Origin of the sequence: Flavobacterium gelidilacus DSM 15343 (assembly GCF_000422685.1) — a bacterium.
GTDB classification, from domain to species: Bacteria; Bacteroidota; Bacteroidia; order Flavobacteriales; family Flavobacteriaceae; genus Flavobacterium; species Flavobacterium gelidilacus.
Map to the genome: position 1 here is coordinate 1 of NZ_AUGN01000017.1, position 23663 is coordinate 23663.

The 23663-nt window shown below is 29.3% G+C and carries 23 protein-coding genes; 11 read left to right on the plus strand and 12 right to left on the minus strand.

Going from position 1 to position 23663, the window contains the following annotated elements:
- The 7 genes from G507_RS17760 to G507_RS0108625 form a co-directional block, all read left to right on the plus strand.
- Nucleotides 1–216: hypothetical protein (locus G507_RS17760; protein ID WP_035665911.1), on the plus strand; the 216-nt coding region annotated here is incomplete at its 5' end.
- Between the two features lie 192 nt (nt 217–408).
- On the plus strand, nt 409–2223 hold the full coding sequence (locus tag G507_RS0108595) for a hypothetical protein (protein ID WP_026717119.1): 1815 nt from the start codon (nt 409–411) through the stop codon (nt 2221–2223).
- Between the two features lie 6 nt (nt 2224–2229).
- Entirely contained in the window at nt 2230–2655 is a 426-nt protein-coding gene (locus G507_RS0108600; RefSeq protein ID WP_157496536.1) for a hypothetical protein, read from the plus strand.
- Nucleotides 2656–2896: 241 nt separating this feature from the next.
- Complete coding sequence (locus tag G507_RS16655; RefSeq protein ID WP_157496538.1) at nt 2897–3799, plus strand: DNA cytosine methyltransferase; 903 nt, start codon at nt 2897–2899, stop codon at nt 3797–3799.
- 3 nt (nt 3800–3802) lie between these two features.
- Entirely contained in the window at nt 3803–4579 is a 777-nt protein-coding gene (locus G507_RS0108610) for a protein NO VEIN domain-containing protein (RefSeq protein ID WP_026717121.1), read from the plus strand.
- A complete protein-coding gene (locus G507_RS0108615) occupies nt 4573–4845 on the plus strand; it encodes a hypothetical protein (RefSeq protein ID WP_026717122.1) in 273 nt (90 codons plus the stop codon). The genes G507_RS0108610 and G507_RS0108615 overlap by 7 nt, the downstream gene beginning before the upstream one ends.
- A 344-nt stretch (nt 4846–5189) precedes the next feature.
- Nucleotides 5190–5942, plus strand: a complete 753-nt coding sequence (locus tag G507_RS0108625) for a phospholipase D-like domain-containing protein (protein ID WP_245575611.1) — start codon at nt 5190–5192, stop codon at nt 5940–5942.
- Nucleotides 5943–6539: 597 nt separating this feature from the next.
- On the opposite strand, the gene G507_RS0108630 is transcribed toward G507_RS0108625, so the two are convergent.
- Nucleotides 6540–7031 carry a thermonuclease family protein gene (locus G507_RS0108630; protein WP_026717124.1) on the minus strand — a complete coding sequence of 164 codons (492 nt, stop codon included), beginning with the start codon at nt 7029–7031 and terminating at the stop codon, nt 6540–6542.
- A 97-nt stretch (nt 7032–7128) separates the two neighbouring features.
- Here G507_RS0108630 and G507_RS17330 point away from each other — a divergent pair, with 97 nt between their 5' ends.
- From G507_RS17330 to G507_RS0108650, 4 genes are all read left to right on the plus strand, one after another.
- Complete coding sequence (locus G507_RS17330; protein WP_084518957.1) at nt 7129–7932, plus strand: hypothetical protein; 804 nt, start codon at nt 7129–7131, stop codon at nt 7930–7932.
- Nucleotides 7933–8000: 68 nt separating this feature from the next.
- Nucleotides 8001–8453, plus strand: coding sequence for a DUF5675 family protein (locus G507_RS0108640; protein WP_026717125.1), 453 nt, complete (start codon nt 8001–8003; stop codon nt 8451–8453).
- A 12-nt stretch (nt 8454–8465) separates the two neighbouring features.
- On the plus strand, nt 8466–8729 hold the full coding sequence (locus G507_RS0108645; RefSeq protein WP_026717126.1) for a hypothetical protein: 264 nt from the start codon (nt 8466–8468) through the stop codon (nt 8727–8729).
- The gene (locus G507_RS0108650; protein ID WP_026717127.1) at nt 8719–8976 is read left to right on the plus strand and encodes a hypothetical protein; all 258 of its coding nucleotides are present in this window, start codon (nt 8719–8721) and stop codon (nt 8974–8976) included. The genes G507_RS0108645 and G507_RS0108650 overlap by 11 nt, the downstream gene beginning before the upstream one ends.
- Nucleotides 8977–9168: 192 nt before the next feature.
- On the opposite strand, the gene G507_RS0108655 is transcribed toward G507_RS0108650, so the two are convergent.
- The 11 genes from G507_RS0108655 to G507_RS16670 form a co-directional block, all read right to left on the minus strand.
- On the minus strand, nt 9169–9591 hold the full coding sequence (locus tag G507_RS0108655; protein ID WP_026717128.1) for a DUF6943 family protein: 423 nt from the start codon (nt 9589–9591) through the stop codon (nt 9169–9171).
- 1338 nt (nt 9592–10929) lie between these two features.
- Nucleotides 10930–11832, minus strand: a complete 903-nt coding sequence (locus G507_RS0108675; protein ID WP_026717130.1) for a response regulator — start codon at nt 11830–11832, stop codon at nt 10930–10932.
- Entirely contained in the window at nt 11829–14210 is a 2382-nt protein-coding gene (locus tag G507_RS0108680) for an ATP-binding protein (RefSeq protein WP_026717131.1), read from the minus strand. The genes G507_RS0108675 and G507_RS0108680 overlap by 4 nt, the downstream gene beginning before the upstream one ends.
- A gap of 1 nt (nt 14211) precedes the next feature.
- Nucleotides 14212–15438, minus strand: a complete 1227-nt coding sequence (locus G507_RS0108685) for a DNA cytosine methyltransferase (RefSeq protein ID WP_026717132.1) — start codon at nt 15436–15438, stop codon at nt 14212–14214.
- 1 nt (nt 15439) lies between these two features.
- Nucleotides 15440–15649 carry a helix-turn-helix transcriptional regulator gene (locus G507_RS0108690; RefSeq protein ID WP_245575612.1) on the minus strand — a complete coding sequence of 70 codons (210 nt, stop codon included), beginning with the start codon at nt 15647–15649 and terminating at the stop codon, nt 15440–15442.
- 137 nt (nt 15650–15786) lie between these two features.
- Nucleotides 15787–18147: a DUF2357 domain-containing protein gene (locus G507_RS0108695; protein WP_051191553.1), complete on the minus strand. Its 2361-nt coding sequence runs from the start codon at nt 18145–18147 to the stop codon at nt 15787–15789.
- A gap of 6 nt (nt 18148–18153) precedes the next feature.
- Complete coding sequence (locus G507_RS17335; protein WP_051191555.1) at nt 18154–20019, minus strand: McrB family protein; 1866 nt, start codon at nt 20017–20019, stop codon at nt 18154–18156.
- Nucleotides 20020–20027: 8 nt separating this feature from the next.
- On the minus strand, nt 20028–20672 hold the full coding sequence (locus G507_RS0108705) for a hypothetical protein (protein ID WP_026717135.1): 645 nt from the start codon (nt 20670–20672) through the stop codon (nt 20028–20030).
- 1 nt (nt 20673) lies between these two features.
- Complete coding sequence (locus G507_RS0108710; protein WP_035665916.1) at nt 20674–22194, minus strand: DNA cytosine methyltransferase; 1521 nt, start codon at nt 22192–22194, stop codon at nt 20674–20676.
- Nucleotides 22184–23398, minus strand: a complete 1215-nt coding sequence (locus G507_RS0108715) for a DNA cytosine methyltransferase (protein ID WP_035665919.1) — start codon at nt 23396–23398, stop codon at nt 22184–22186. The genes G507_RS0108710 and G507_RS0108715 overlap by 11 nt, the downstream gene beginning before the upstream one ends.
- Nucleotides 23399–23406: 8 nt before the next feature.
- Entirely contained in the window at nt 23407–23601 is a 195-nt protein-coding gene (locus G507_RS16670; RefSeq protein ID WP_169627285.1) for a helix-turn-helix transcriptional regulator, read from the minus strand.
- Between the last annotated feature and the right edge of the window lie 62 nt (nt 23602–23663).

The following is a 23663-nucleotide window of genomic DNA, read 5'->3' on the forward strand; positions in this document are numbered from 1 at the left end:
AAAGAAATCGCAAAAAATATAAATAATTCTATACTGTATTATTATAAACTTACAGCAAGTGATTTAGATGGATTTATTGAATATAGTTTAGTTGATATTAAAAACATGAAAGTTCAGGACAATATTTTTGACATTCCAAATCATAAAGATGCTAAAGGTTCTAAAAAAGAAAACATAAAAAATGGAAGGTTCAAATTTTACGAAATAATTGAATAAAAACGTTTGCTAACAATGGTTTTATAAAATGGCTTGGGCTTGGTTTTTCCTTCGGAAAAACCTCTATGAGTCGAAAAGTTGTCTATATTTGCTTTGGTCTGTGACTAATCAAAGCCACTTTATAAAGCCACTAAACGTTAGCAGAAATATTAACCCAAAAAATCGTAAAAACAACACATAAAAAAGAAAATTATGAAGCAAAACAAATCAAAATTCTTAAAATTAATTGCAATAGTTGCAATAGTATTTCAGTTCTATTCTTGTGAAAATGAACCAGTAGAATTAAATTCTACAACAAAAGACGTTAGTAATTCAGGTAATTCTGTTCTTGGAAAAAAGAAAATAAATCCTTTTACAATTGAAAATATGCAAAAAGCATATCAAAGTTTACTAAACAATCCAACAGCTTCAAAATATCCAAATTCTGGAGAGTATTACAGAAGTAACTTTTCCGGTTATCAAATTGAAACAACTCATTATTATGTTAGATTTCATCCACAAGACAGTATTCAATATGATAAAATTGCAAATGACTCTATTTTAGCAGTTTCAGATGTACCCTTTGAATATGATATAGATACTGATGGTGAGAAATATCAAGATCCTTCATTAATTGGAACTGATTTTACCTATTATTATTCTGTATGTCCAATAGATTATCAAGTGCCAGAAGGTGTACCTTATGAGATTATAACTAATCTACATTTTACAAAAGAAGATATGATTGGAAATAATCCAACAGAAATACAAATACAAGAAATAGATTTTTATTATGATTTAAATTTGGAAACTTTAAAGCTTACAAATAATTTAGAAATTAACGAGAAAGAAGAATTAATTTATTTGTTTACCAGTCCAGATGGAACACAACAACAACTAACATATCAACAAGCTATTAATCAAGGTTTAAGTTTAGAAGAAGTCATTATTGATTTTTCAGAAATTGAAGCACTTGAAAGAAGAAGAAGTTGGTCTCCTAGCGGTACAATTACAGTAAATGAAGATGCTATTAATCAAAATATAGGAGTAAATGGTGCCTTAATAAGAGTAAGAAAATGGGGGTGGTTGGTTATCAGAACTGCTAATACAAACAGTAACGGTTATTTTCAAACTTCGAGCACAAGAACAAAGAAGGTTAAATATGCATTATATTATCAACATCAACCATTTTTTACTGTAAAAGCAGGTACTGCATTTTGGAATGCAAGAGATAGAGGTACTGCTACTCACACTCGTTCAGCTTGGAATAGACATTATAGTTCTGGTGTAAAAAAATTCTACGCATTAATACATAACGCTGCTTATGATTATTATTCAAGAATTGTAAATGTTTACAATATATCTAATCCAGGATTTTTTAAAAGAATTGTTGGTAAAAACTGGTATTATGCAAGTTCTCATTATGTAAATAGTTTTCAATCAACATTTTCATTTTATGATATTAGAATTACTATAGGCTCGAATGGAGCTTACAGAGGTAGTGACGGCATCTATGCAACTACAATTCATGAATTAACCCATGCTGGTCATAGGAATATGGATAGTGGCATGTTTTCTACTTTTCATAGTGGTAGTTGTAATAGAGCTGTTTTGATTGAAAGTTGGGCTGAAGGCGTTGAGACTATTGTTACTAACGATAGATACAGTAATTTAGCAAATAATTTTCTAGCTACCAATAGATATAATGATACAAATCTAAGAAGATGGAATGACTACAGACAAACTCAAACAGTTACAGACATGAATGAATACACTCCAATTGTTGCTGACTTAGTTGATAATCTGAACCAACAACTAATTCCAAATATTCCAGGCACTCAACCAATTGATAGAGTTACTGGTTTCACTCTAAATCAAATCCAAAGTTCACTAAATAATTGTAGAGATATCGACTGCTGGCAAAATAAATTAAGAGATAATTATAACAATCCTACTAAAGATAATTTAAGAGAACTTTTTGATTATGTACATACAGTAAGAAACAATATGAATTCAAATTGTAATTAAATGGTTATGAAAAAAACATTCTCAATAATCGTTTTTTGTTTGTCCTTATTTAGTTGTACGGATGAACCTAATTCTAAGGAATATAAAGTAACTGTTTTTAACAATTCTAGTGAAACTTTAATAATTGAAACATATAAAAATAATGTTCTTTTATCGAATTCAATTTTGAATACAGGTGAAAAAGGAGTAAATTGTACTTACAATTTTGAAAGCTTTATAGGTTATCAGCTTAATACTTGTCAAATTGATTCAATTGTTTTTAAATTTGCAGGTAATAAAGGCTATCTTTCAAGTATTAACAATCCAACAATATATGATTTTCCTGATGATAATAATCCTTTTGGTAAAAGTTCAAAATTTATTATTAATAATAATGTTTATGAATTTACAATAAATCAAGAAGATTTTATTAACGCTTTTGATTTACCCTAAAATACTTCTGCTAACCGCAGTTTGTATCAATAGCGACTTTCAGGCATAACTGAAAGTCGCTATTGTACATGCAAAGGTTAGTGATTAACCAAAAGTTTTGGTGTATTTATCCGCTACTGCTACAAGCTGCCTAACGTTGTCTGCTATACCTCCAAAATTGCGTATAAAAATACTGATTTGAAATAAAATATAGTTTTCAAAAAATAAAATTGTAAATTTGCTATAATTAAAAAATAGTAAATTGAAAGCAGTTAAAGAAAAAATAAGTATTGAAGAATTTGATGGTAAAAACTATCAAGTTAAACTTGTTGAACCTTATGATAAGGCTTTAATTACTCATTATTTACATAATTACAGAAATGGAGTTTCTAAACATTATAAAGAAGATGCTGTAAAAGTTTTAGAAAATTTCGTTGAATACAAAGAGAACGAAGAACAAATTTCAATTCTTGCAGAAGATGCTTTGCAACAATTACTATTTGAAGTTGAAAATGTTCCTTTTCCAACACCTGAAAATTATACATTCAAATTCATTGATTTATTTGCTGGAATTGGTGGTTTTAGATTAGCAATGCAAAATGTTGGTGGAAAATGTGTTTTTACAAGTGAATGGGAAAAAGGTGCTCAAAAAACTTACAGACATAATTTTGGAGAGGTTCCTTTTGGAGATATTACACAAGAACGAGTTAAAAATTATATTCCACAAGAATTTGATATTTTGTGTGCAGGTTTTCCTTGTCAAGCATTTTCAATTGCAGGTAATCGAAAAGGATTTGCTGACACAAGAGGAACTTTATTTTTTGACATTGAACAAATTGTAGTTAAACACAAACCAAAAGTAGTTTTTCTTGAAAATGTAAAAAATTTAATTTCTCACGATAAAGGAAATACTTTTAAAACAATTATTGATACATTAGAACAAAAACTGGGTTATAAAGTTTTTACAAAGGTTTTAAATTCAATGACTCATGCAAATATTCCACAAAATCGTGAAAGAATATTTATAATTGCATTTGACCCAAATCAAGTGAAAAATTATGCTAATTTTAAATTTCCTTCGGAAATTAAATTAACTAAAACTATTCACGATATTTTAGAAAAAGGAAAACAAGCAGATAATTTATATTATAAAAATATTGCTTAAATAATGAACGAGCAAAAAGGAAATAAACACGAATATTACGAAATACTAAATCTTATTGGTTATGGTCTTTCAAAGTTTAATAACGATTTTATTAAACAATTTGGATACAATACAAAAACTTCATTTTATGAATATTGCGTGAGCATTGGAATTGCAGAAACTGTTGGAACTGTAAAAAATAGAATGGATTTATTTGATCATTTTTTTCCAGAAAACGGAAGAAAAGGTTGGTGGCAAAAAGGCGATGCTTACATTCATAGAAAATATTTAATTGATAGTCTTTTTGGAAACGAAAATATAAACGGTTACGCAAATATTGTAAAACTCTATTTGAAAGAAAATTATAAAATAAAAGACATTTTTGTAGATGTAACTCCAATTGTAAAATCAAGGTTTAAAAAATTACAAGAAACAGGTTTAGAAGCTGAACTTTATTTTATAAATAATTATAATTTAATTGACCAATTTAAAAATGGAATTATAGAAGATGCTAGATTATTTGGTGATGGTTATGATTTTCAAGTAAATGTAAACGACAATTCTTATTTAGCTGAAATAAAAGGAATTAGAGCTAATAAAGGTAGATTTAGAATGACTGAAAATGAATACAATAAGGCTTTAGAATATAAAGATGATTATTTAATCACTTTAGTTTTAAATTTGAATGATACGCCAATTTTTAAAACTATTGAAAATCCAACTAAAAATTTAACTTTTAAAAAAGAAGAAAGAATTTCAAAACCTGTTGTTGAATATCACTTAATTAACGATATATGTTAACTTTTGAAGAAAAAATAGATTATTTAAAGAAAAATTTAAATAGAATTGAAAATAATTTTGCTGATGAAGTAAGGTCTGAAATACTATTTTTTTTTGATGAATTTGAAATTAAAAATGAACAATTAGATTTTTTAAAAACCCTAAATTTGTCACAAGATATTGATGTTTGGGTTGAAAAATTAACATCAAGAATTATTTTGAAATTTGATTTTGAAAGTGAACAAATTAATGATTTTATTTATGATTTCATAGAAAACGGGAAATAGCTTCAAAAAAACTTTCAGCAGTTTCAAAGCTTTCGGGTTTATTTAGTGAAAGTTCTGTTCCTTTCATAAATTATCGTGTTGCAGAAAATATTTTTTGTAGAAGTTTTGATGCAGGAAATCTTTCACGTTCTGACACTGCTTTTGATGCAAATTATAATTCGATAGGTATTGGTTTAAAAACTTTTACTTGTAATAGTAATAATAGCACGGAAAAAGTTGCAGAATTTAATTCGCTTTCAAGAGTTTTATCTGAATATAAAGGCAAAGAGTTAGCTGCGAAATTAGGCGAATTTAGAAACGATAGAATCAATTTAGCAAATAGAGTTTACGACATTGAAAACTCTTTGTATCATATTGTTGCAAGAAAAGAAAAAGAATTATTACTTTTTGAAACTGATTATAATACAATTGATATAGCAAATATTCATTCTGTAAAAAATAATAAAGCAAGTCTACAATTTGAAGATGGAAACAACTTCTATTCTTTTAATTATTCAAAAAGTACACTTTTTAGAAAATTTATAATTCCGCAAAATGCTTTTCGTCTTCCAATTGACATTATTGATGATCCTTATTCTTTGTTACTTGAATTATTTGAGGAAAACAAGGATTTAAAAACTGCAAAAGACAAACTTGTAAAAGGCGAAAATTATGTTATTTTGCCACTTTATGGTATTCAGAAAAAAGAAAAATTCATTTTTGAACGTAGTGGATTAAATCAATGGAACGCAAACGGAAGAAAAAGAGATTTTGGAGAAATTTACATTCCAATTCCTGCTGAATTGCATAGAAAATTTCCTAATTTCTTTCCTGAAAAAGATGAAAATTTTAATTTACAAATTCCAACAGGAGAAATTTTTTCAGCTAAAGTTTGTCAAGAAAATTCTAAAGCATTAATGACAAATCCAAATAAAGCTTTGTCAGATTGGTTGTTGCGTAAAGTTTTACAATTAAAAGAAGGAGAATTGGCAACAATGGAAAAATTAGACAAATTAGGTTTTGATAGTGTTATATTATTGAAAGATGAAAATGGTAATTTCAAAATCGACATAATGAAAACCAATACTTATTCCGAATTTAATAACGAAACTGAATAAAAGTACAGCAGACAACAACGGTTTTATTCAATTTTGCAGGCTTGGTTTTTTTCTATTTTGGAAGTTTTTTAATCTAAAATTTGTCTATATTTGTTAAGGCTTGGTTATCAATCAGCAAAACTGAAATAAAGCCGCAAAACGTTGTGCGAAATTAGGACGATTATTCCTGAAAAAATATTTCGAATTCTAAGTATATATGGAAGTTTATTAATGAGTAAAACATATTTTTACGTTTGTCTCAAGTTGTTGCAAATTGGATTTGCTGAAAATTCATTTTCAAAGTAAATACTTGTACAACTTGAGTAAAGTTAGGAGAAAAAAATGACAAAGTCAAGTCTTTTTTTGTTTTAGGTCATTCCTAACCAGTTTTATTTACTTTCGAAATTTAAATTTTTACCTACTTCGTATAGCCGAGGGTTATACAAAATAGATTCAAATTGTTTTTCTAGGGATCATCTGCCCTACCTTTAAAATTTTATCTTGAAAATAAGATAAAATCGCACAACACCGGTTTAGTTCCATTACGCCCGTAACCACCATATTTTATTGATATTCCTTACCTTTAAAATCAAGTTAGTACAACATAAGTACAACAAATCAGAACTTTTTTACAAAGCTATATATACCAACATTGTTGAGCTTTGCCTGTAAATTAAAAGCTTCAAACTCTCCTAACCTACCACAATAATATTGATTAGTTGCTTTTGCATATCCATTGATCAAAAGCAAATCATTCAAACATTCTCCACCTGGTAATATTACATATCCTAATTGCCTGTTCCAGTAATCGTATTGATTATCCTGTTCTGTAATAATCGTTACAGCCGTTTTAGGAGGTGCAACCGATAAAACGAAGTGTAAGGATTGCAAACCAAATTGCAGCAGTAATTCGGCAGGCAAACTACTTTTCTCTTCATCCACCATCATCTTTCTATTTAATTTCACTTCTGGTGCATCTAAGCCATAAAGTCTAATTTCTTTTCGCATTTGAGTGAAAAGATTACAAATGATTATGCTATCTCCATCAAGGACTTCATCAATTTGCCAATGGGTTTCCACCTTATACGGTGCTTTTGCGTTGTATTGCATTGATTTACAGTGTTTTAAGTTATTGATAATCAAAGATAATACTTGAAATTTGTCTTATGAATTTTATCTAATTATTAATCCATTAAAACGTAAAAAAATGGCAAGACAGAAAGGTGTTATCAAGTATGTTGGAACTCTTGGAGATATCCGACATTTTAAAATTAAAGGTCAAGAAGGCTATTTTGCCGGAATGGTTGGTGGACCAACTGCTGACCAAGTTCTAACAGCTCCAGAGTTCGAAAGAACGCGTGAGAATATGAACGAGTTTGGTGCTTGTGCCAAAGCAGGTAAATCAGTTAGAACTGGTTTATCACAAGTGATGAAACAAATGGCCGATAGTCAAGTAACAGGAAGATTAACTTCAATTATGAAGAAAATCAACCTAGAAGACCAAACTGAAGCCAGAGGTTACAGAAAAATTGAAATTACTACACAACGTAGTTACTTGAAAGGTTTTGAGTTTGACAAAAACACTTCATTCAATGGGATTTTTAACGCTCCTTATTCATTAACTCATGGAGTTGATAGAGAAACAGGTGATTTAGTTATTCCAGCATTTAATCCAGCGAATTTAGTGAATGCTCCATCTGGTGCAACTCACTTTCGTATGATTACTTCGCTTTCAGTTGTGAGTGATTTTGAATACAACGCTACCACAAACAGTTATGATCCTATGGATGCAGAATTGAATGAGGTAAACGATATTAAATATAGTGGCTTCTTGGACTTGTATGCTCCAATTCCTGCAACTACACTAACTGTAACTTTACCAGGTGCAGTAGTTCCAACTGCAAATGTTACTGTTTTACAGTGCATCGGAATTGAGTTCTACCAACAAGTTGGAGCAAATTACTACTTGTTTGCAAGTGGCAACTGCTTAAAAGTTGAGGACGCTTTTTAATTAAAGTTACTACAAATCCCTCATCACAAGTGAGGGATTTTTTGTTTAACCTTAAATCTATCAATAAAATGAAAAGCAAAATAATAAGAGTAGCACAGGGCAAAGAAAGTACACTCAGCCAATTATACATCAATGGAATCTTTCAATGTTACTTGTTAGAGGATAAAATTAGAGAAGTAAAAATCCCATCGCAAACAGCTATACCAAAAGGTGATTATACTTTGAAATTGAACACTTCTGGAGCCAAAAATGTGAATTACAAAAAAGCTTTTGGAAAGCTGCATCAAGGAATGATTGAAATTATCTCTTTACCAAATTTCAATTATGTGTATATCCATACTGGAAATACAATTCAAGAAACTGCTGGATGTCCACTTTGTGGTTTTGGTTTTCAGTTCATTGATGGAGACTATCGAGTTACTCAAAGTGTAGCAGCTTATAAAATGATTTATCCAAAATTGGTTTTGTTGGCAAAAGAAACAAGCAATACAATAACTATTGAAAATAATTTTCAATTCTAAAGAGCAACAACAATGGATAATATAAATATCATCGCAACACTTTTTGGAACACTTATAACCTTACTCCTATCAATTGTGGCTTATTTTATCAAGCAATTACACACCGATTTTAAGAGTATGGAAAAAGACTTGGTAGAAGTTAAAACAATGGCTTTAATCATCAAAACTGAGTTCAAAAGTGGTAATGACTTACTGAACCAAAAAGTAGAATATTTAGAAAACAGAGTACAAAAAATAGAATTAATCATCTTAAATAATAAACACAATGAAAATTAATAATTTGAATGTAGTAGAAAGAGTGGCCGCTCCTACTCCAAAATGGTTTAAAGCATTAAGAACTATCGGAATAGCTTTGGCATCTGTTGGAGGAATTATATTAGCTTCTCCAGTTGCCTTACCTGTTGGAATAGTTTCAGCAGCTGGTTATTTGGTTCTTGGTGGAAGTATTATTTCAGTAGTTTCACAAACTGGAGTAAAAACCGAAGAAGAACCAAAAATTCAACCTGAAGAAAAGGTAGAATAAGCCTTGAAACTATCTTTTACTAAAAATTAAAGCTCCATAATTTGGAGCTTTTTTTGTTTTTAGCAGTCAATACAACTCAATTGCTTTGCTTTTCCCTGATTTATTTAAGTGGTGCAATTATATTGCTTTTATGTATTGGTTTGCCTTTAAATGAGGTGCAAACAATCCTAGTCCGGGTGGACCAGGATTGGTTTATTTGTTGCAGTAACGATATAAAATTACTCTTCGCATATCGTTTATGAGGTTGATGTTGTCGTGAAAGTGTTTTTCTTGTTGTTCTAATACTTTTAGAGCTGCAATATGTTTTACATGAGCTTCATGTTCTTGCATCAGGTTTTTTGATTTTAGGAAGAATTCTTTCTTGAAATCTGACAAACGTAAAAATGGAATTACTGAACCGATTAGAAACTGATGCCAGAATTTTGTTTTCCATAAACTGAAAGCTACAAAATAAAGGTTTTCGCAATCTTCTTCGGTTTGAAAAAGCAGCACAAAACTGTTTGTAAATTGTTCTTTTTGAGGCTTACCACTGTTTAATCCTTTGTTTAGGATGAATAAATGAGGTTTCGAGTAAATCGTTTCTTTTTGGTGGGTTTTGATGATGAAATTTTGCATGGTTTTGAAATTAAAAATTAGACATATTTTCAATTTTTCGCAGGGCTTTCATCTGAAAAGCAAGACGTCATCACACAGCTCGCCATTAAAAACTTTTCAAAAGAAAAAAGGAAAAAAAAGAAAGCCGGTTCGTTATGTGGAGGGTTTCAAAAAAGCAAGTTTTTTTGAAAAAATACTACCCGAATGGGTGGAGATTTTTTCAAAAACCCGAAGGGCTTGAACTTGCTTTTTTGTAAACCTGGAACAAAAATTTGTTTTCTTTTTTTTTCTTTATTTTTTTTGAAATTTCCTCTTCAATCTAGGGTTTGTTTTGGAAATGGATTTTTTGGTTTGATGAACCGATGAATGTGTTTTGGAATTGTAGAGTTCTTCAAAGGGTGTGGGATTTTGAAACAGGATAAAAATCAATTTTCAAATCAATAGGGATGGTTTTATCCTGTTTTGAAATTTTACACTCTTTGTTTTTGGATTTGATTTTTGTGAATGCTTTTTTGTGAATGAATTGTGAGAAGTGATTAGTGAAAACGAAAGTTGTTGTGAAAATGGGAAGCATTGACAAAAAACAATGCATTAACCTGCCTAGTGCGATGGTGCAGTAGCGCAAGTATGGGTGCTATTTTTTGATTTGCTTAGTGAAGTTATTTTGATTGCTTTTATTAATAGCTGATGCCACTATTAGTGTTCAGTGTTCAGTTTTTAGTGTTCAGTAATTTGTGGTTTTGGAATTGGAAGGCATCAGCTATTGTGAAAGTAATGGACCTTGTAGTTGTGGCAAATGAAAAATAATACGCATACTGGGTAATTTGATTTTGTGGGTTCTAAAAATGGCTTTACCTCTCTTCAATTTTACTATGATTTTGAGCCATTTTTTGAACTTACAAAAGCAATGCAAGTACTACCGATGTCTACGCACAGTTTGTAAAGACAGTTACCGTAAAAGTGCTTTAGAAGATTTATGAGTGTAAGTTTTCCTATGGAATGTAGAACGTTGTTTAAGCCAGTGGCGAAGGGTGGTGTTTTTTGTAGCTGGGTGATGCGATGGGAGCTGCAAAAAATGTTGCCCTAGAGCCACTGGCAAGAGCGTTGGGTGGAGCGGCTTTTTTACATAATGTTATTATGGGGCATCTTGTTTTTTCAATTGGAAGATGGGTTTTGTTTATGCCCTATAATGCCACATTATGTAACTAAGCTTGGGGAAAAGTTTTTGTTGCTCATTATCGATAAGTTCATTTTAGCAGCTACTTGCTTGAGTATACAAAAACTTTTTTGAGCGTTGGGAAGGTGTGGCAATTTATTTGCAGCTATATGTATAATTTAAAGTTACTTAAATAATATAGTTTACTTAATCTTATCTTCAATTCTGTTAATATTAATGAAATGTGTGTTAATGTTTTTTCTGATACTTCTACATAAATCTTTGTCAAAATAAATTTCCTCACCTTTTACTTTGAAAAACTCTCTACCATCTCCATCTTTTATTAATTCTGAATGGGCAAACTGATTTCGAATTAATATTATTTGGTTAATATAATCCTCAGAGAAATTTTCTTCTTTCATTATCTTTAGAATTTCCCCTAAAGCAAATATTTTTTGTGAAGAATTGAATAAAACATTATCATTTAAAATTTCTTTTGCTTTTCGCTTTTCAGCTTTTTTATATTTTTCAGAAGCATTAGCAAAAATTTTATCAAAAATAGTATCTAGAACAGGCTTTATTGAATCTGATAATTCAGGATTGTTTATTTGTTTTTTAACAATATTTTCCATCTTTAGATCAAGAGAGCTTGTTTCATGCATAATCATTCCTCTCATTGTTACAATATGTTGAAACTTAGAAATTGTTAAATTAACCAATTCAGTAATAGAACTGCCTAATTCACGATAAGCATTTGCCTCATCCATTTTATGATAAGTAATTCTGCTACTGTTAATCAGTTTTGTATTTAAAATATCACTATTAGCCGAATAAAAGAATATTTCAGTTAGTAAATGTTTTTCATCCCTTACAAAATCAATCACTTCACTTCCATGACTTTCATTTAAATTTAAATCAGTAATTATCAAATCGAACACATCTGTAGTTTCATACTTATTTTTGAATCCATCAAAATCTTCTGCAAACTCAATTTTTACATTAAAAAATTCATCTTCTAAATGTTTTTTTAGATTTTCTCTTAATGCCACAAAAGGTCTCGTTTCAATTTTATCCTCAACCCAAATTATATTGTAATCTAATTTCATACAGGTATTTTTATTAAGAATTCAGCACCTTTAGATAATGGTCTAAGTTCAATTATAGAATTATATTTTTCTAAAATATCTTTAACATGATAAAGTCCGATTCCAGATCCTTCTGTATTACTATATCTAAATTCAAAAATCTTATCTTTAATTTCATCTGGAATGCCATTCCCGTTATCTTTAAAATAAAGCAATAAATTTTCTTTATCTTTTTTCCATTCTAAAGATATTTCAGTTGCCTTAGCTTTTCGTGAATTTGAAAATAGATTATCTAAAATTACTGTTATTTCAAACGGTCTAAATTTCATTTCTTTTTTAAAACTTGGTATCGTTGTTGAGATTTTAATTGGGCGTTTAGAATGAATGAAAGAATCTGCTGGAATATAAATGTTATTTACATATTCGTTTATAAATGAAACAATATCTTTAGTTATTTTTTCAGCCTGAGTATTAAATCCAGCTTTTGTAACAAACCTAGATGCACTAACTATTCTCTGAACTTCTAAACTAATATCTTTTATATCGTTAATTAATTCATCTTTAGTTTTTTCGTTATTGATTGCGTCAATCAAGGAATCTAAACTCCAAGTAATATTACCTGCAGTATGGATAATTTGATGCTGAAGAGCTAATAAATCTTTTTTCTCACGACCAATTTGAGTTTTATCAAAAAGTTTTCCAGCTATTTCTTTCTGAAGCTCAGTTTCTAACTGTTTACTTAAGTTCCTTTGAATGTCAGCATCTTTTTCGGCTTCTTCCTTACTTTTTCTTAAGTCTAAAATCTTTTTTTCTGCGTCTACTAATGATTTTTTTACTTCATTTTTATCATAATTCCCTTTGTCGATATCATCCGATACTCTTTTTAATACTCCTTGTGCAGAATTTTCACCTTTCTTCTCTAGGACATTTAAAATATTTGGTGCCAAAATAAAATTTAGGACTGATTTGGAGCTTGTTAGTGAAGTAATCAACTTACTTAAATTTTCATTTACATTGAATTCTTTCGTTTTTAGTTCACCTTGATTATTCCTGCTTTCTTTTACATAGATTTTATCAAAGTTTATATAGTCTTCTTGAGATAGAAAGTTCCCCCAATCAGTAATTTCAATTGTGAATTTTTCAAGTTTTTTTAGAGTTTCATAGAATTGTATTTCAAGATTGGTATATGTAGAAGTCTTTATTAATCCATTTCCTCGACTAGATGTTTCTCTTAAATTATCATTATCACCAGTTATTGAAATATACCCTATCACCTCTCTTGTACCAAGGTATCTAGTTTTTCCTTGTGCTTTTCTATTGTCCATTCCAAATGGATCTTCACCTCTTTCGCCGTAAGGGTAGATTCTTAATCCATTCTTGTAAACAAAAATATGACCATATGCAACTGGTTGAACTCCCATTCTTCTTGTAAAAGTTGATTTTGCAGATTGATTAAGGAAATATATTGAATAATGGATGTCTTTCAGGTTTGAGAAAGGATTTTGCTCTTCAATTTTATAGACCAATTTACCTCCTTCATATAAAGTTGTAACTATAATATCTTCTTGAATATCTGACTCAATATAACTTGTTTTGAGCTGTAGGGTTTCGAAAATTGGATTACGAATCTCACCATTTATAATGTTGAAGTATTCTATCTCAGACTCATCGAGTTTACCTTCTTCAAATTTTATTTTATTTTTTTTTAATTGTAATTTATCTCCTTTTATCTCATCTTCTACTGAAAGATAGATTTTGAATGAATCTTTATCCTGAATATTAGATGGATTTATTAGTCTCGCTAGCGAATCTTTTAATTCTTCAAACTTTTCTCGATTCCATTCACTATGTAAATTTGAAATTTCTAAAACAGTTCCCTGACTAATTTCATAAGTGCTATTTTTTAATGTTTCGTGTAAAACAGTAACATTAACAAATTCATTACTGCTATCCTCTTCAAATTTATTCCAATCAGTTACTAAGGCCTCAACTTTTGCATTTTCTGCATCTTTTATGGTTTCAAGATAAAGTTCACTACCAAGTCTATCACAAGAAAACCTACCGATACCTTTAGCACCAGCATAAGCTCTTTTTACTTTTATCTTATCTCTAAAATTTTTGTAGCTATCTTCTTCATCCCCTTCTTTTTTTGAAGATCGTGCAACAAAAAGCCATTTATCCAATAGGTCCTGATAACTCATTCCCTTACCATTATCTTTAATTATAATCTTTCCTTTTTCAGAATAGATATTTTCAAATATAACATCAACTCTTGTAGAGTGAGCATCATATGAATTCTTTACTAATTCAAATACAGCAATAAAATCATCGGTAATTAGATCCCTACCAATAATATTTTTTAATGCAGAACTAATTTTAAACTGAAGAGGTTTTTGCATATTAAAAAAGATTATTTAAAGTTATACCAGCTTGTTCCCCAAATAGTGGTGGAATTGCATTACCGATTTGTGAATATCGAGGTACTTCTTGTGTTCTTCGTTTACCACCTGTTGTATACTTTCCTTTAAATTCATACCAATCGTTAAAAGATTGAATGCGAGCGTACTCACGCACTGTGAATATTCTTGGTTCACAATAGTGTATGTAATCGTCAGGTAAAGTTGTAATTGTTGGTGTTGGTGTACTTCCAGATAATGGAATTATTGTTCTTTTTTTAAGGTTAAAGTGTGCTTTAATATCGTCAGATAAAGTTTTATTTTTGGTTGCATTTTCAAGTATATATTCAAATTTCTCAACTGTAGCAGGACTATGTTTAGCGAACCTATGACTGTCTGGTATAGCTTCTGAATAATCTCCTTTTAATAATTTTTGATAATTTGATTGTGGCTTATTGTATAAACCAGCCATAAATGAATTAGTATCTGGAGACATTGTTTCATTCGTTCTTAATAAATCAGAAATTGCATCTTCTAAGCTGTTTGTTAATCCGATGCCTTTATTGATTAGGAATTTTTCTCTTTCATTTCTAATAGCATCAAAAAACTCAATAGGATTAGTTTTGTTAGCAATATCTTTTCTAATACCAACCAAAATAAAACGTGTTCTTTTTTGAGGTACACCAAATTCTGAAAAATCAACTAATCTTCCTTCAACTTTGTATCCTAAATATTTGCCATCAGCTGGAGTGTATTGCAGTGCGCTTTTTACATACTCTGAATACACTTTACCTTGGATTTTATTTTTGTCAAATTTTTGAGTAAATCCCTTTACATTTTCAAAAAATATAACCTTTGGCTGTACTAATCGGATAAAATTTATGTATGACTTAATCAACTTATTTCTGGAATCGTTTTCAATTCTTTTGCCTGCTGTTGAAAATCCCTGGCAAGGTGGTCCACCAGCAACCATATCTATTTTACCTCTTAATGCTTTTAGTTGATCTGGGTAATTTTTAATGATTTCATTTATGTCGTGATTATTTTTTGGCAACCAATCTGGCCAATTGAAATGGTTTCTGTTTTCGATTAAGTTATGATTGAATGTTTCAAAAGCATCTGGACTCTTTTCAATTGCAAATAAACCTTTCCACAAACCTGTATTGTAAAGACCTAAAGAAAGGCCTCCACAACCTGCAAAAAGATCTATGTATGTTTTCTTTTCACTCATGTTAATTTTCAGTTTTATTAGTTGGATAAAGTAAATCTCTAATATCTATTTTAAGCACATTTGCAATTTTTAGTAAATTTTCTAGAGAAGGCTGACGAGCATTAGTACACCATTGCGAAATAGTTGATTCATCTTTACCAATTTTTTCTGCTAACCATTTGTTTTTTTTTCTGGTTTCTGCAAGAGCAACTTTGATTCTATTGATTTCCACTATAGCTAATTTATTTGTGTTTTACGCAAATATATTAACTTATTTCGAATTATTTTTCACTTTCTTATAAAATTTTAATCTATATAGCAAGTTTTTTTTAACTTTTTATTGAACTTTAAAGTACAGTCTTAATTCCTCTAACTTTTAACCTTGCTATTCATCAATTTGGTTAGTGTTACAGTAAAAGTTAAACCTGCTTTTGAGTAGATATTACTTTCGGTTGTTTGAATTTCGATATATCTATCTAATTCTTTAAAATTAAAACGAACATTTTCAAATTCTGGTTCTTTAACTTTTTCAATTTCAATTGCTAAATAATACTCTTTTGGATTTTTAGAAGCTGGATAATTTAATGAATTTAAATGAAGATTAGAAAAGACTTTAAGGCCTCTACTTTTTATCTCGTATAAATCGGAAGCAGTTTGTTCTCCGTTTCTTCTTAATAGAAGATACTTAGCAGTTACGACTTCGTTATTTAATTCTAGAGATCCTTTTTCTTCATCCATTCGGAAAATATATTTTTTATTATCCTCATACCATTTAAATCTTTGTGGAGACGTACAATAGCCAACTAATACAAAAGTATCGTCTGGAATTAATTTCTTACCGTTTACATATTCTGGTAATGGTTCGTGAAGATAATTATTGTCTTCTTTAGGTTCTTTATAAATTAAACGTGCTTTATTTGAAATGTTTTCGCGTTGTGAAGCTCTATCGATTAAATGGTCAATTACTAAATCAATAAATTTCGACAATTCATTTATACCATTGTTAAATTTTGCTGGATTGATTGCAAATGCTCCTAAACCTGGTATTATTTCGTGAAAACCTCTGATTTCCTTTTTTTTTGTTCCGGGATATAATACATAAGCTCCTCCGGTTCTTCTGATGGCATCTTTATAGGCATGCATTTTTAATAAATCTGCATTTTTATAATATCCTTTACGCTCATTGGTTTCCTCTTCTTCTAGTACATCGGAATCAATTTTTGTATTGTAATCAAACTGAACCACTTTGTATTTAGCATCGAAATGAATGTGAACAATTAATTCCTCTCTTTCAGCTTCTTTCTCTCTCAAAAAAGCTGGCCAAACTGACAGTGTGTAATCTGGGCGAAGCGTAGTTGTATAACTTCCTGCAGCTTCTTGTGAATATTTTGTACCTCCTTTGAAAGAACGGTTATATGAAAATTTTACTTTTAATTTTCTACTACCAGCATCAAAATCTCCGTATAAGGCAGTGTGTCTACCTTGTTTAACCATTATATTTAAACCATCTTTTGTTGGTTCTGATAAATGGTCGTATGCTTTTTCTTCGTGCTCTATATTGTTTAATTTGAACTTTTCTTTAAACAAATCATGTAGGGTAAAAAACAGCCAGTATTCATATAATGTAGCAATATCTCTTTTTCCTGCTTTGTAAACATCATCTCCGCCTTTCCAAACTAATTTTGCAGCTAAATCAAATTGTAACCAGGCACTTAAAATTTCACGATATCCACTTTTTCTTTGTAGAACCGGACTGTTTAATTTTAGTGAAGTAGGTCTTGAAATATCTTGAAAAAAAGACATACTTAAATAGCTATCTAATTTAGTTACTAAATTTGCAGCTTCAATTGCTGGACGTTTATAATTATTTGTTTTAAAATATTGTTGGCAGTCTTCCGCAAAACGTAAAAACACTTCTAAAGCATGTTTTATAAAACGGTTTTCTGGAGTGTCTAAATGTTCAATTTTCCTAAAACTATTAATTTTAGAGGGAACAGATTGTATACCTAAAGAATACAATGGATGTGTCGTTTGTAAAGGAATTCTATTCGATCCTGATAATAACTGTTTTGTAGCTGCATTAGTAAATCGTCTTATTTTCCTCACATCTGTGACCTCTTGTTCTACATCCCAATTTGTCTTTGGGTTTGTGATAATTTTTTGAATAGCTTCTTCAAAATCTTTATTTTGAATGATGGCATTAATAAAACTGAATCGTTGATAGATAGTTTCATTGTCTCTACTAAAATCGGTTTCAAAATTTTGCTCAATTGGTGCATTAATTTGCATTAGGAGTTCCGTGCACTTATCCGTAATTTCTTTAAGCATAAAACGGTAGTTTTCACGGTAACTCTTATCGAGTTTGGTGTCAAACTTTGTTGCTAACACTTCTAGTGTCAGGTTATGTTTTTTTTCTGGCTGAGATTCTTCAACTATTTCTAAGGTTAGTGTACCTACATAAATATTAGGAACAATTCTGCCCGAATATGGCTCCCTAATACGGTTTGTTACAATTCCTTTATACGAACAATTTAATCTAAAATTTTCATCAGAAATAGTATAATCATAACTATTACCTTCTAATATTTGATGTTGACTTTCTCCATTTTCTAAAGCTTCTTCCTCTGATAAAAGAAATAATCTTGAAGAGATTTCGGGATATAACGATAGTGTAAGGCTTTTATTAAAAGCATCATATGGAATAGTAATATGTAATTGTTTTACTTCCATGAACTATTAGGCTTCTGCATAACTTGTAAATCCATTAGCTAGTACATTTTTATACATTCTGATTAGTTTTTCAAATGAAATTTTGAATTTAACATCAATGCCATCAAAGTCGTTTTTGAAATGAGTATCAAAATTTTTAACAAATTCTTCTTTTTGTTTATCCTCGATACATAAAGCAGCTAAAGCAATTAATACTTTTACTAATTTACTTCTAGAACCATGCAATTTTGGTAACATTTTTTGCATGATGGCGATATCTAAACATTCGTTGTTTTCAATTGTAGCATCCAATGCCTTTAATTTTGATACTAATTGCATTATTTCACTAGCGGTACGATAACCAAATTCAGCTCCTACTTTTTTTAGTTCAGAGAAAAATAAATTTAAATTATTTGTTAGTTCCTCATTTTTAACTGTATCTGATGTTGCAGCAATAGCTAAAAAATTTTCAGCCATGTTTGCCCCTTGTTTTGTTAGTTTTGATAAATCAGGAATGCTTGGGTTATCTAAAAAGTTAGCAATTTCATCCTCTGTTATTCTAAACTCAATTACATTGGCTCTGTCTAACACTTTTGGACTGAACATATAAGTTGTCTCGTCAATATTAACAGTACCGATAATGAATACATTTTTAGGCCAGCCTATTTCTAAAGGAATAGGTAGACCATCTAAACTTTCTCTTGTATTTCCAGTATATAATTTTATGGTATCTTTTGATTCCATGATGCTCAAAAAGTCTGCAAAATAACGTTCTACATGACTCAGGTTCATTTCGTCTAAGATTAAAAAGAACGGTTTGTTTTCATTTCCAGTTTTTACAGCCTCTAATAACAAATGAATTACTCCACTATCTGGTGTGATGTATTCTTCTGAAACTAAACCATTGGGATAACCAACTAAAGGTTCACGATTGGTCCAATCAGCACCAACAGGAACTATTTTGTATTGTGTATCGTTATCACAAATCCATTGTACAAAGCTTTGGGCTATTTTGGTTTTTCCAGAACCTGATAAACCACTAAGAATTACAAAAGGTTTTGAAGAAAGTGAAGAAATAAATCGTAGAATTAGAACATCATTATAATTTAAACCAGCCTTTTCACAAGAATCTTGAAAATAAGAAATTTTAAAGTTCACTTGTTTTTCAAGAGTTATATTTTCTGAGATAACAGAAACTTTTTTTCTTTGCTGAACTAATAAATTTTTTAAGAATTTAATATAATTATTTCGTCCTAAGATTGCTTTAACAGAACCATTTCCAACTGTTCTCCTATCAATATCTCCTATTTCAGTAGTTTCATCAATCACATTTGTTTCAAGTTCATCAATAATAGTTTCTAATGTAAAATTTTCATTGTCAAAAATTAATAATCCAAAATCTTTTTCATAAGCTATTTCAAATTCATTTAATTTATTAACTAAAACTTCTTTATCTTCTTTGTATACTCGTTTATATTTACCTTGATTGAAAAGCCAATCTGCAAACGTTGCCTTTAAATCAACTGCATCAAATTCTTGTACAGACAATTCGCTAACATCATTAAAATCAGAAAATAAATTTGTGCATATTGAATCATAATCTTCTTTACTTAAGATTTCAAAAACACCAATTGTATCATAAATAATACCAATACTTTTCTCAATTTCAAAAGTTTTTTTAAGCTTTAATGAATGATTTGACACTTCATTTACAACAAAATGATAATACACATTATCATCAATTGTTGCTAAAATTTTATCGCCAATAGCTATTACTTCATCTTCAAGATTTGTACTTTCAGTCTTAATAATAAAATCAAATTCTTTTCCTGATTCAACTCGTGAAAAAGTTTTAATTAAAGAATCTATTGAAACTATATAATGCTTTGTCATAATTATTTTTATAATTGAAATTCATATTTTTGCCAAACAACAACTTTTTTTAACGTAGTTTGATTAGGTAATTCTTCTAAAACTAAAAAATCATTGCTTTTAAATTCATTTAGAATATTTTTATCAGACACTATAATATTGTAAAAATCGGTCATTTCTGGAGAATCAGATCTTTTTCTTGAAGATTCCTTAAACTCAATTTTAATATCTTGAAAATTATCATTAAAAAAACCTTTAAGCTCATATTTCTTACCATTCAAGTGTCTTGTTAAACGGTCCATATTTAAAACTTCAAATCCTTTACTGTTTTTTTGAAAAGTTATAATGTTAGTTTTAATATTTAAATCAATAAAAAACTCAGTGGAATCTTGGGTATCTCTTCTTTCAAAAAGAATTTCATCTCCAGCATTAACATTATTGTTTCTATAAAAATCACCTAAACCATTAATTCTAAACTCACCTCCTTTTGTAATATGCACTGAATTAATAATCCCACCATTCTTTAGGTTATAAAATTTTGGTTTGAAATTATTTAAATCAAATATATTTTCGATATCAGGCACTTTTTTTGAAACTAGAACATAACACTCATGAGTTCCCCCTTTTCCTACCTCAGTATTATTCAAACTTTTAATAAATTGTTTTATCTTCATTTTATTCTAAGTGTTTTTTTATTTCTCTTGCTATCCCTCTCGCCATCACTGGTGGAACTGCATTCCCTATTTGCATATATGTTTTTAAATATGCTCCTAAAAAAACATAATCATCAGGAAAAGATTGAATTCTTGCCGCTTCTCTTGGAGTTATACTTCTTATTTGGAAAGGATGAATATGTGAATGACAATCCATTTTTAAATGAGCCGTTATTGTCCTACTTGGTTTATCCGCAACTAATTTAAAATATTTATCTTTAAAAACATGATTACGATGGGCATAAGGCATTATGTCTTTTATCTTTTCATTAGTACCATCATCCCCTTGATCTAAAATTCTATATATTTCATAGTTTATATCGTTAGTATATCTGGCTTTATGATTAAAAACATACGGGATTTTTCTATTTTGATTAATCAATTTTAAATAACTATTTTCATTCCCTAAAAATAGATTATTATCAATCTTTTTTCCAGTAGTTTCATCATCCACTTCGGTCAAATTCTTAATTCTTGGAGCATCAAGAGGCTTTATATATTCTAATGCATCTTTTAAAACATGCTTTTTGCTTTTCTGTGCAGCATTCTCAATCTCCTCAAAAAGTTTTGAAGGTTTGATTTTTTTACTTTTTACTATATCATTTCTAATTGCTATAAAAATTAATCTTTGTCTTTTTTGTGCTACACCAAAATCATTAGATACAAGTACTTTATATGAAATTTTATATGTGTAATTATTACCATTTTTTGTAATGCTGATATTTTGATAATCTTCTACAACTTGCTCAGCATATGGAAGCATACCTCTTACATTTTCCATAACAACCATTTTAGGAGCTATTTTTTCAACTGCCTTGATAAAGTATTTATAAAGTTCATTCCTTGGATCATCTATAACCCTTTGCTGATTTGCAGAGCTAAAACCTTGGCATGGAGGACCTCCAATTACAACATCTATTTCATTTTCAATATAGTTATCTAAATGATCAACAATCTTTCTGATATCTCCTTGAATTACTTTATTTTCTGGTATCTCCGGATGATTATATTTATAAGTTTCAATACATACTCCTTCATGATCATTCGCCAATTCAGTATGAAATCCCTCTTGAGCAAACCCTAAACTTAAACCTCCAGCACCACAGAAAAAATCAACTATTTTTGGTTTATTTTTTTCTTTAGAACTTTGTTGCAATAATTTTCTTTTTTGAAAATCTAGCTTATCTAATGAACTGTCTAGTTTATCTTTATTAACTATTGTGAATTTAACACATTCTATAAAATCATCAAATAAATCTTTTTTTAATAATTTTTCTAATTCTTTAAGATCTTTTTCAGATTCAATAATGTTAAGTTCTTTTAGTTTTTTCACTATAACTAATTCACTTTTTTCATTAAATAATTCAATTGATATTTTATTTTTTTCTGCAAATACTTTAACTAATTTATTGAATAGCATAACCTTTTCAATAAAGAATTTTTTAGTATTTAAATCTTTTATTTCTGAAATTCTATTGAACATTCTCTACTTTTTCTAATGTGTTTTTTATACTCTTTGCAATAGCTTCTGCCATTAATGGAGGAACAGCATTTCCTATTTGTTTATATTGTTGAGTTCGTGAGCCTTCAAAAACAAAATCATCTGGAAAAGATTGCAATCTTGCAGCTTCTCGAGGAGTTATAGTTCGTTCTTGTTTGTAATCTGGATGTATGAATTGATTACCATCTTTATATAAATGTGCTATAATAGTTTTAGAAGGTTGATCCCACCATTGAACTGTATAACTATTATTGAAAACCCTTTGTTTTATATGATTTAGGTCTGGTTTTTTTTCCAATAGTTCAGTAAAAGTCCATTTATTTTTACTCATTGTTTTATAACGAAGTCTATCTAGTTCATTATGAGTTCTTGAAACATGATCCCTAATCATTGTATCATTTTCATTTCTAATTTTTTGTAGATATTCATTTTGTTCTTTGACTTTATGCTTAACAATTATATTACCTTCTCCAGGTTTAATGAATGGTAAATCTGAAATCGCATCTTTAACAGTTACGTATTTCTTTAAATTATTTTTTGAATTCATTTTATTTTCAGGACCATAATGCGTTTTAATAATACCATCATAAATTTCAGATGGTTTTATAGACAAATCTTTTCTTGTACCGATTAAAATAACTCTTTTTCTAATTTGTGGCACACCATAATCACAAGAATTAAGAACCATATTCTCTGAATCCTTTATTAGATTATATTTTTTCCCAAGTTCTTTTAAAATTTTATCTATAATTGGCTTCCCTTTTAGTTTTGCACTCAAGAGACCAGTAACATTTTCAAAAACAAACACCTTAGGTTCAAAATGATTTAATATTTTAACATAGCTTTCAAATAAATAATTACGTGGATCATCAGCCATTCCTTTATCATCTTTGGCTCTACCAAGAGTAGAAAAGCTTTGACAAGGAGGACCTCCAATAACTATATCAACTTTTTTTGCTTTTATTTCAGCTTGAATTTGCTCTATGATATTATCATTAGTAATATCTTTTTCCAAAACAGACGCTTCTTCATCAGAATAACCATAATGCAACATTCTTGTTTTTAAAGTTTTACACGCATGTGAATCAAATTCTACGTGTGTTAAGCTTTTAAAGCCTTGTTTATAGAATCCTTCACTCAAACCACCACAACCTGCAAATAGATCTATAAAAGTATAATTACTCATATATATATTTAATTATTTTTATTGTCATTTATTGTTATTTCAAAACCCAAGTACCATGAAAATTTAGACAAATAATCTAAACTACAATTGAACTTTCCACTTTCAATTTTGGAAATGGTAGTTCTGTTAACTTTCATTATTTCGGCTAACTGTTCTTGATTGTATCCTTTTTCTTCTCTAATTTTCCTTATTGACTCACCCATTTTTATACGACAATTATAGAGATGACTCTCTATTGTGTTTTCTAAACTATTTGGATTCACTT

Excerpts from the sequence above, each read along its gene's own strand:
- G507_RS0108610 (WP_026717121.1), top strand. The coding sequence starts at position 3,803 with ATGAACGAGCAAAAAGGAAATAAACACGAATATTACGAAATACTAAAT.
- G507_RS0108695 (WP_051191553.1), bottom strand. The coding sequence starts at position 18,147 with ATGGAAGTAAAACAATTACATATTACTATTCCATATGATGCTTTTAAT.
- G507_RS0108710 (WP_035665916.1), bottom strand. The coding sequence starts at position 22,194 with ATGTTCAATAGAATTTCAGAAATAAAAGATTTAAATACTAAAAAATTC.
- G507_RS0108595 (WP_026717119.1), top strand. The coding sequence starts at position 409 with ATGAAGCAAAACAAATCAAAATTCTTAAAATTAATTGCAATAGTTGCA.
- G507_RS0108650 (WP_026717127.1), top strand. The coding sequence starts at position 8,719 with ATGAAAATTAATAATTTGAATGTAGTAGAAAGAGTGGCCGCTCCTACT.
- G507_RS17335 (WP_051191555.1), bottom strand. The coding sequence starts at position 20,019 with ATGACAAAGCATTATATAGTTTCAATAGATTCTTTAATTAAAACTTTT.
- G507_RS0108705 (WP_026717135.1), bottom strand. The coding sequence starts at position 20,672 with ATGAAGATAAAACAATTTATTAAAAGTTTGAATAATACTGAGGTAGGA.
- G507_RS0108655 (WP_026717128.1), bottom strand. The coding sequence starts at position 9,591 with ATGCAAAATTTCATCATCAAAACCCACCAAAAAGAAACGATTTACTCG.
- G507_RS0108640 (WP_026717125.1), top strand. The coding sequence starts at position 8,001 with ATGAAAAGCAAAATAATAAGAGTAGCACAGGGCAAAGAAAGTACACTC.
- G507_RS0108680 (WP_026717131.1), bottom strand. The coding sequence starts at position 14,210 with ATGCAAAAACCTCTTCAGTTTAAAATTAGTTCTGCATTAAAAAATATT.
- G507_RS0108715 (WP_035665919.1), bottom strand. The coding sequence starts at position 23,398 with ATGAGTAATTATACTTTTATAGATCTATTTGCAGGTTGTGGTGGTTTG.
- G507_RS0108630 (WP_026717124.1), bottom strand. The coding sequence starts at position 7,031 with ATGCAATACAACGCAAAAGCACCGTATAAGGTGGAAACCCATTGGCAA.
- G507_RS17330 (WP_084518957.1), top strand. The coding sequence starts at position 7,129 with ATGGCAAGACAGAAAGGTGTTATCAAGTATGTTGGAACTCTTGGAGAT.
- G507_RS0108685 (WP_026717132.1), bottom strand. The coding sequence starts at position 15,438 with ATGAGTGAAAAGAAAACATACATAGATCTTTTTGCAGGTTGTGGAGGC.
- G507_RS0108615 (WP_026717122.1), top strand. The coding sequence starts at position 4,573 with ATGTTAACTTTTGAAGAAAAAATAGATTATTTAAAGAAAAATTTAAAT.
- G507_RS0108675 (WP_026717130.1), bottom strand. The coding sequence starts at position 11,832 with ATGAAATTAGATTACAATATAATTTGGGTTGAGGATAAAATTGAAACG.
- G507_RS0108600 (WP_157496536.1), top strand. The coding sequence starts at position 2,230 with ATGAAAAAAACATTCTCAATAATCGTTTTTTGTTTGTCCTTATTTAGT.
- G507_RS0108645 (WP_026717126.1), top strand. The coding sequence starts at position 8,466 with ATGGATAATATAAATATCATCGCAACACTTTTTGGAACACTTATAACC.
- G507_RS16670 (WP_169627285.1), bottom strand. The coding sequence starts at position 23,601 with ATGGGTGAGTCAATAAGGAAAATTAGAGAAGAAAAAGGATACAATCAA.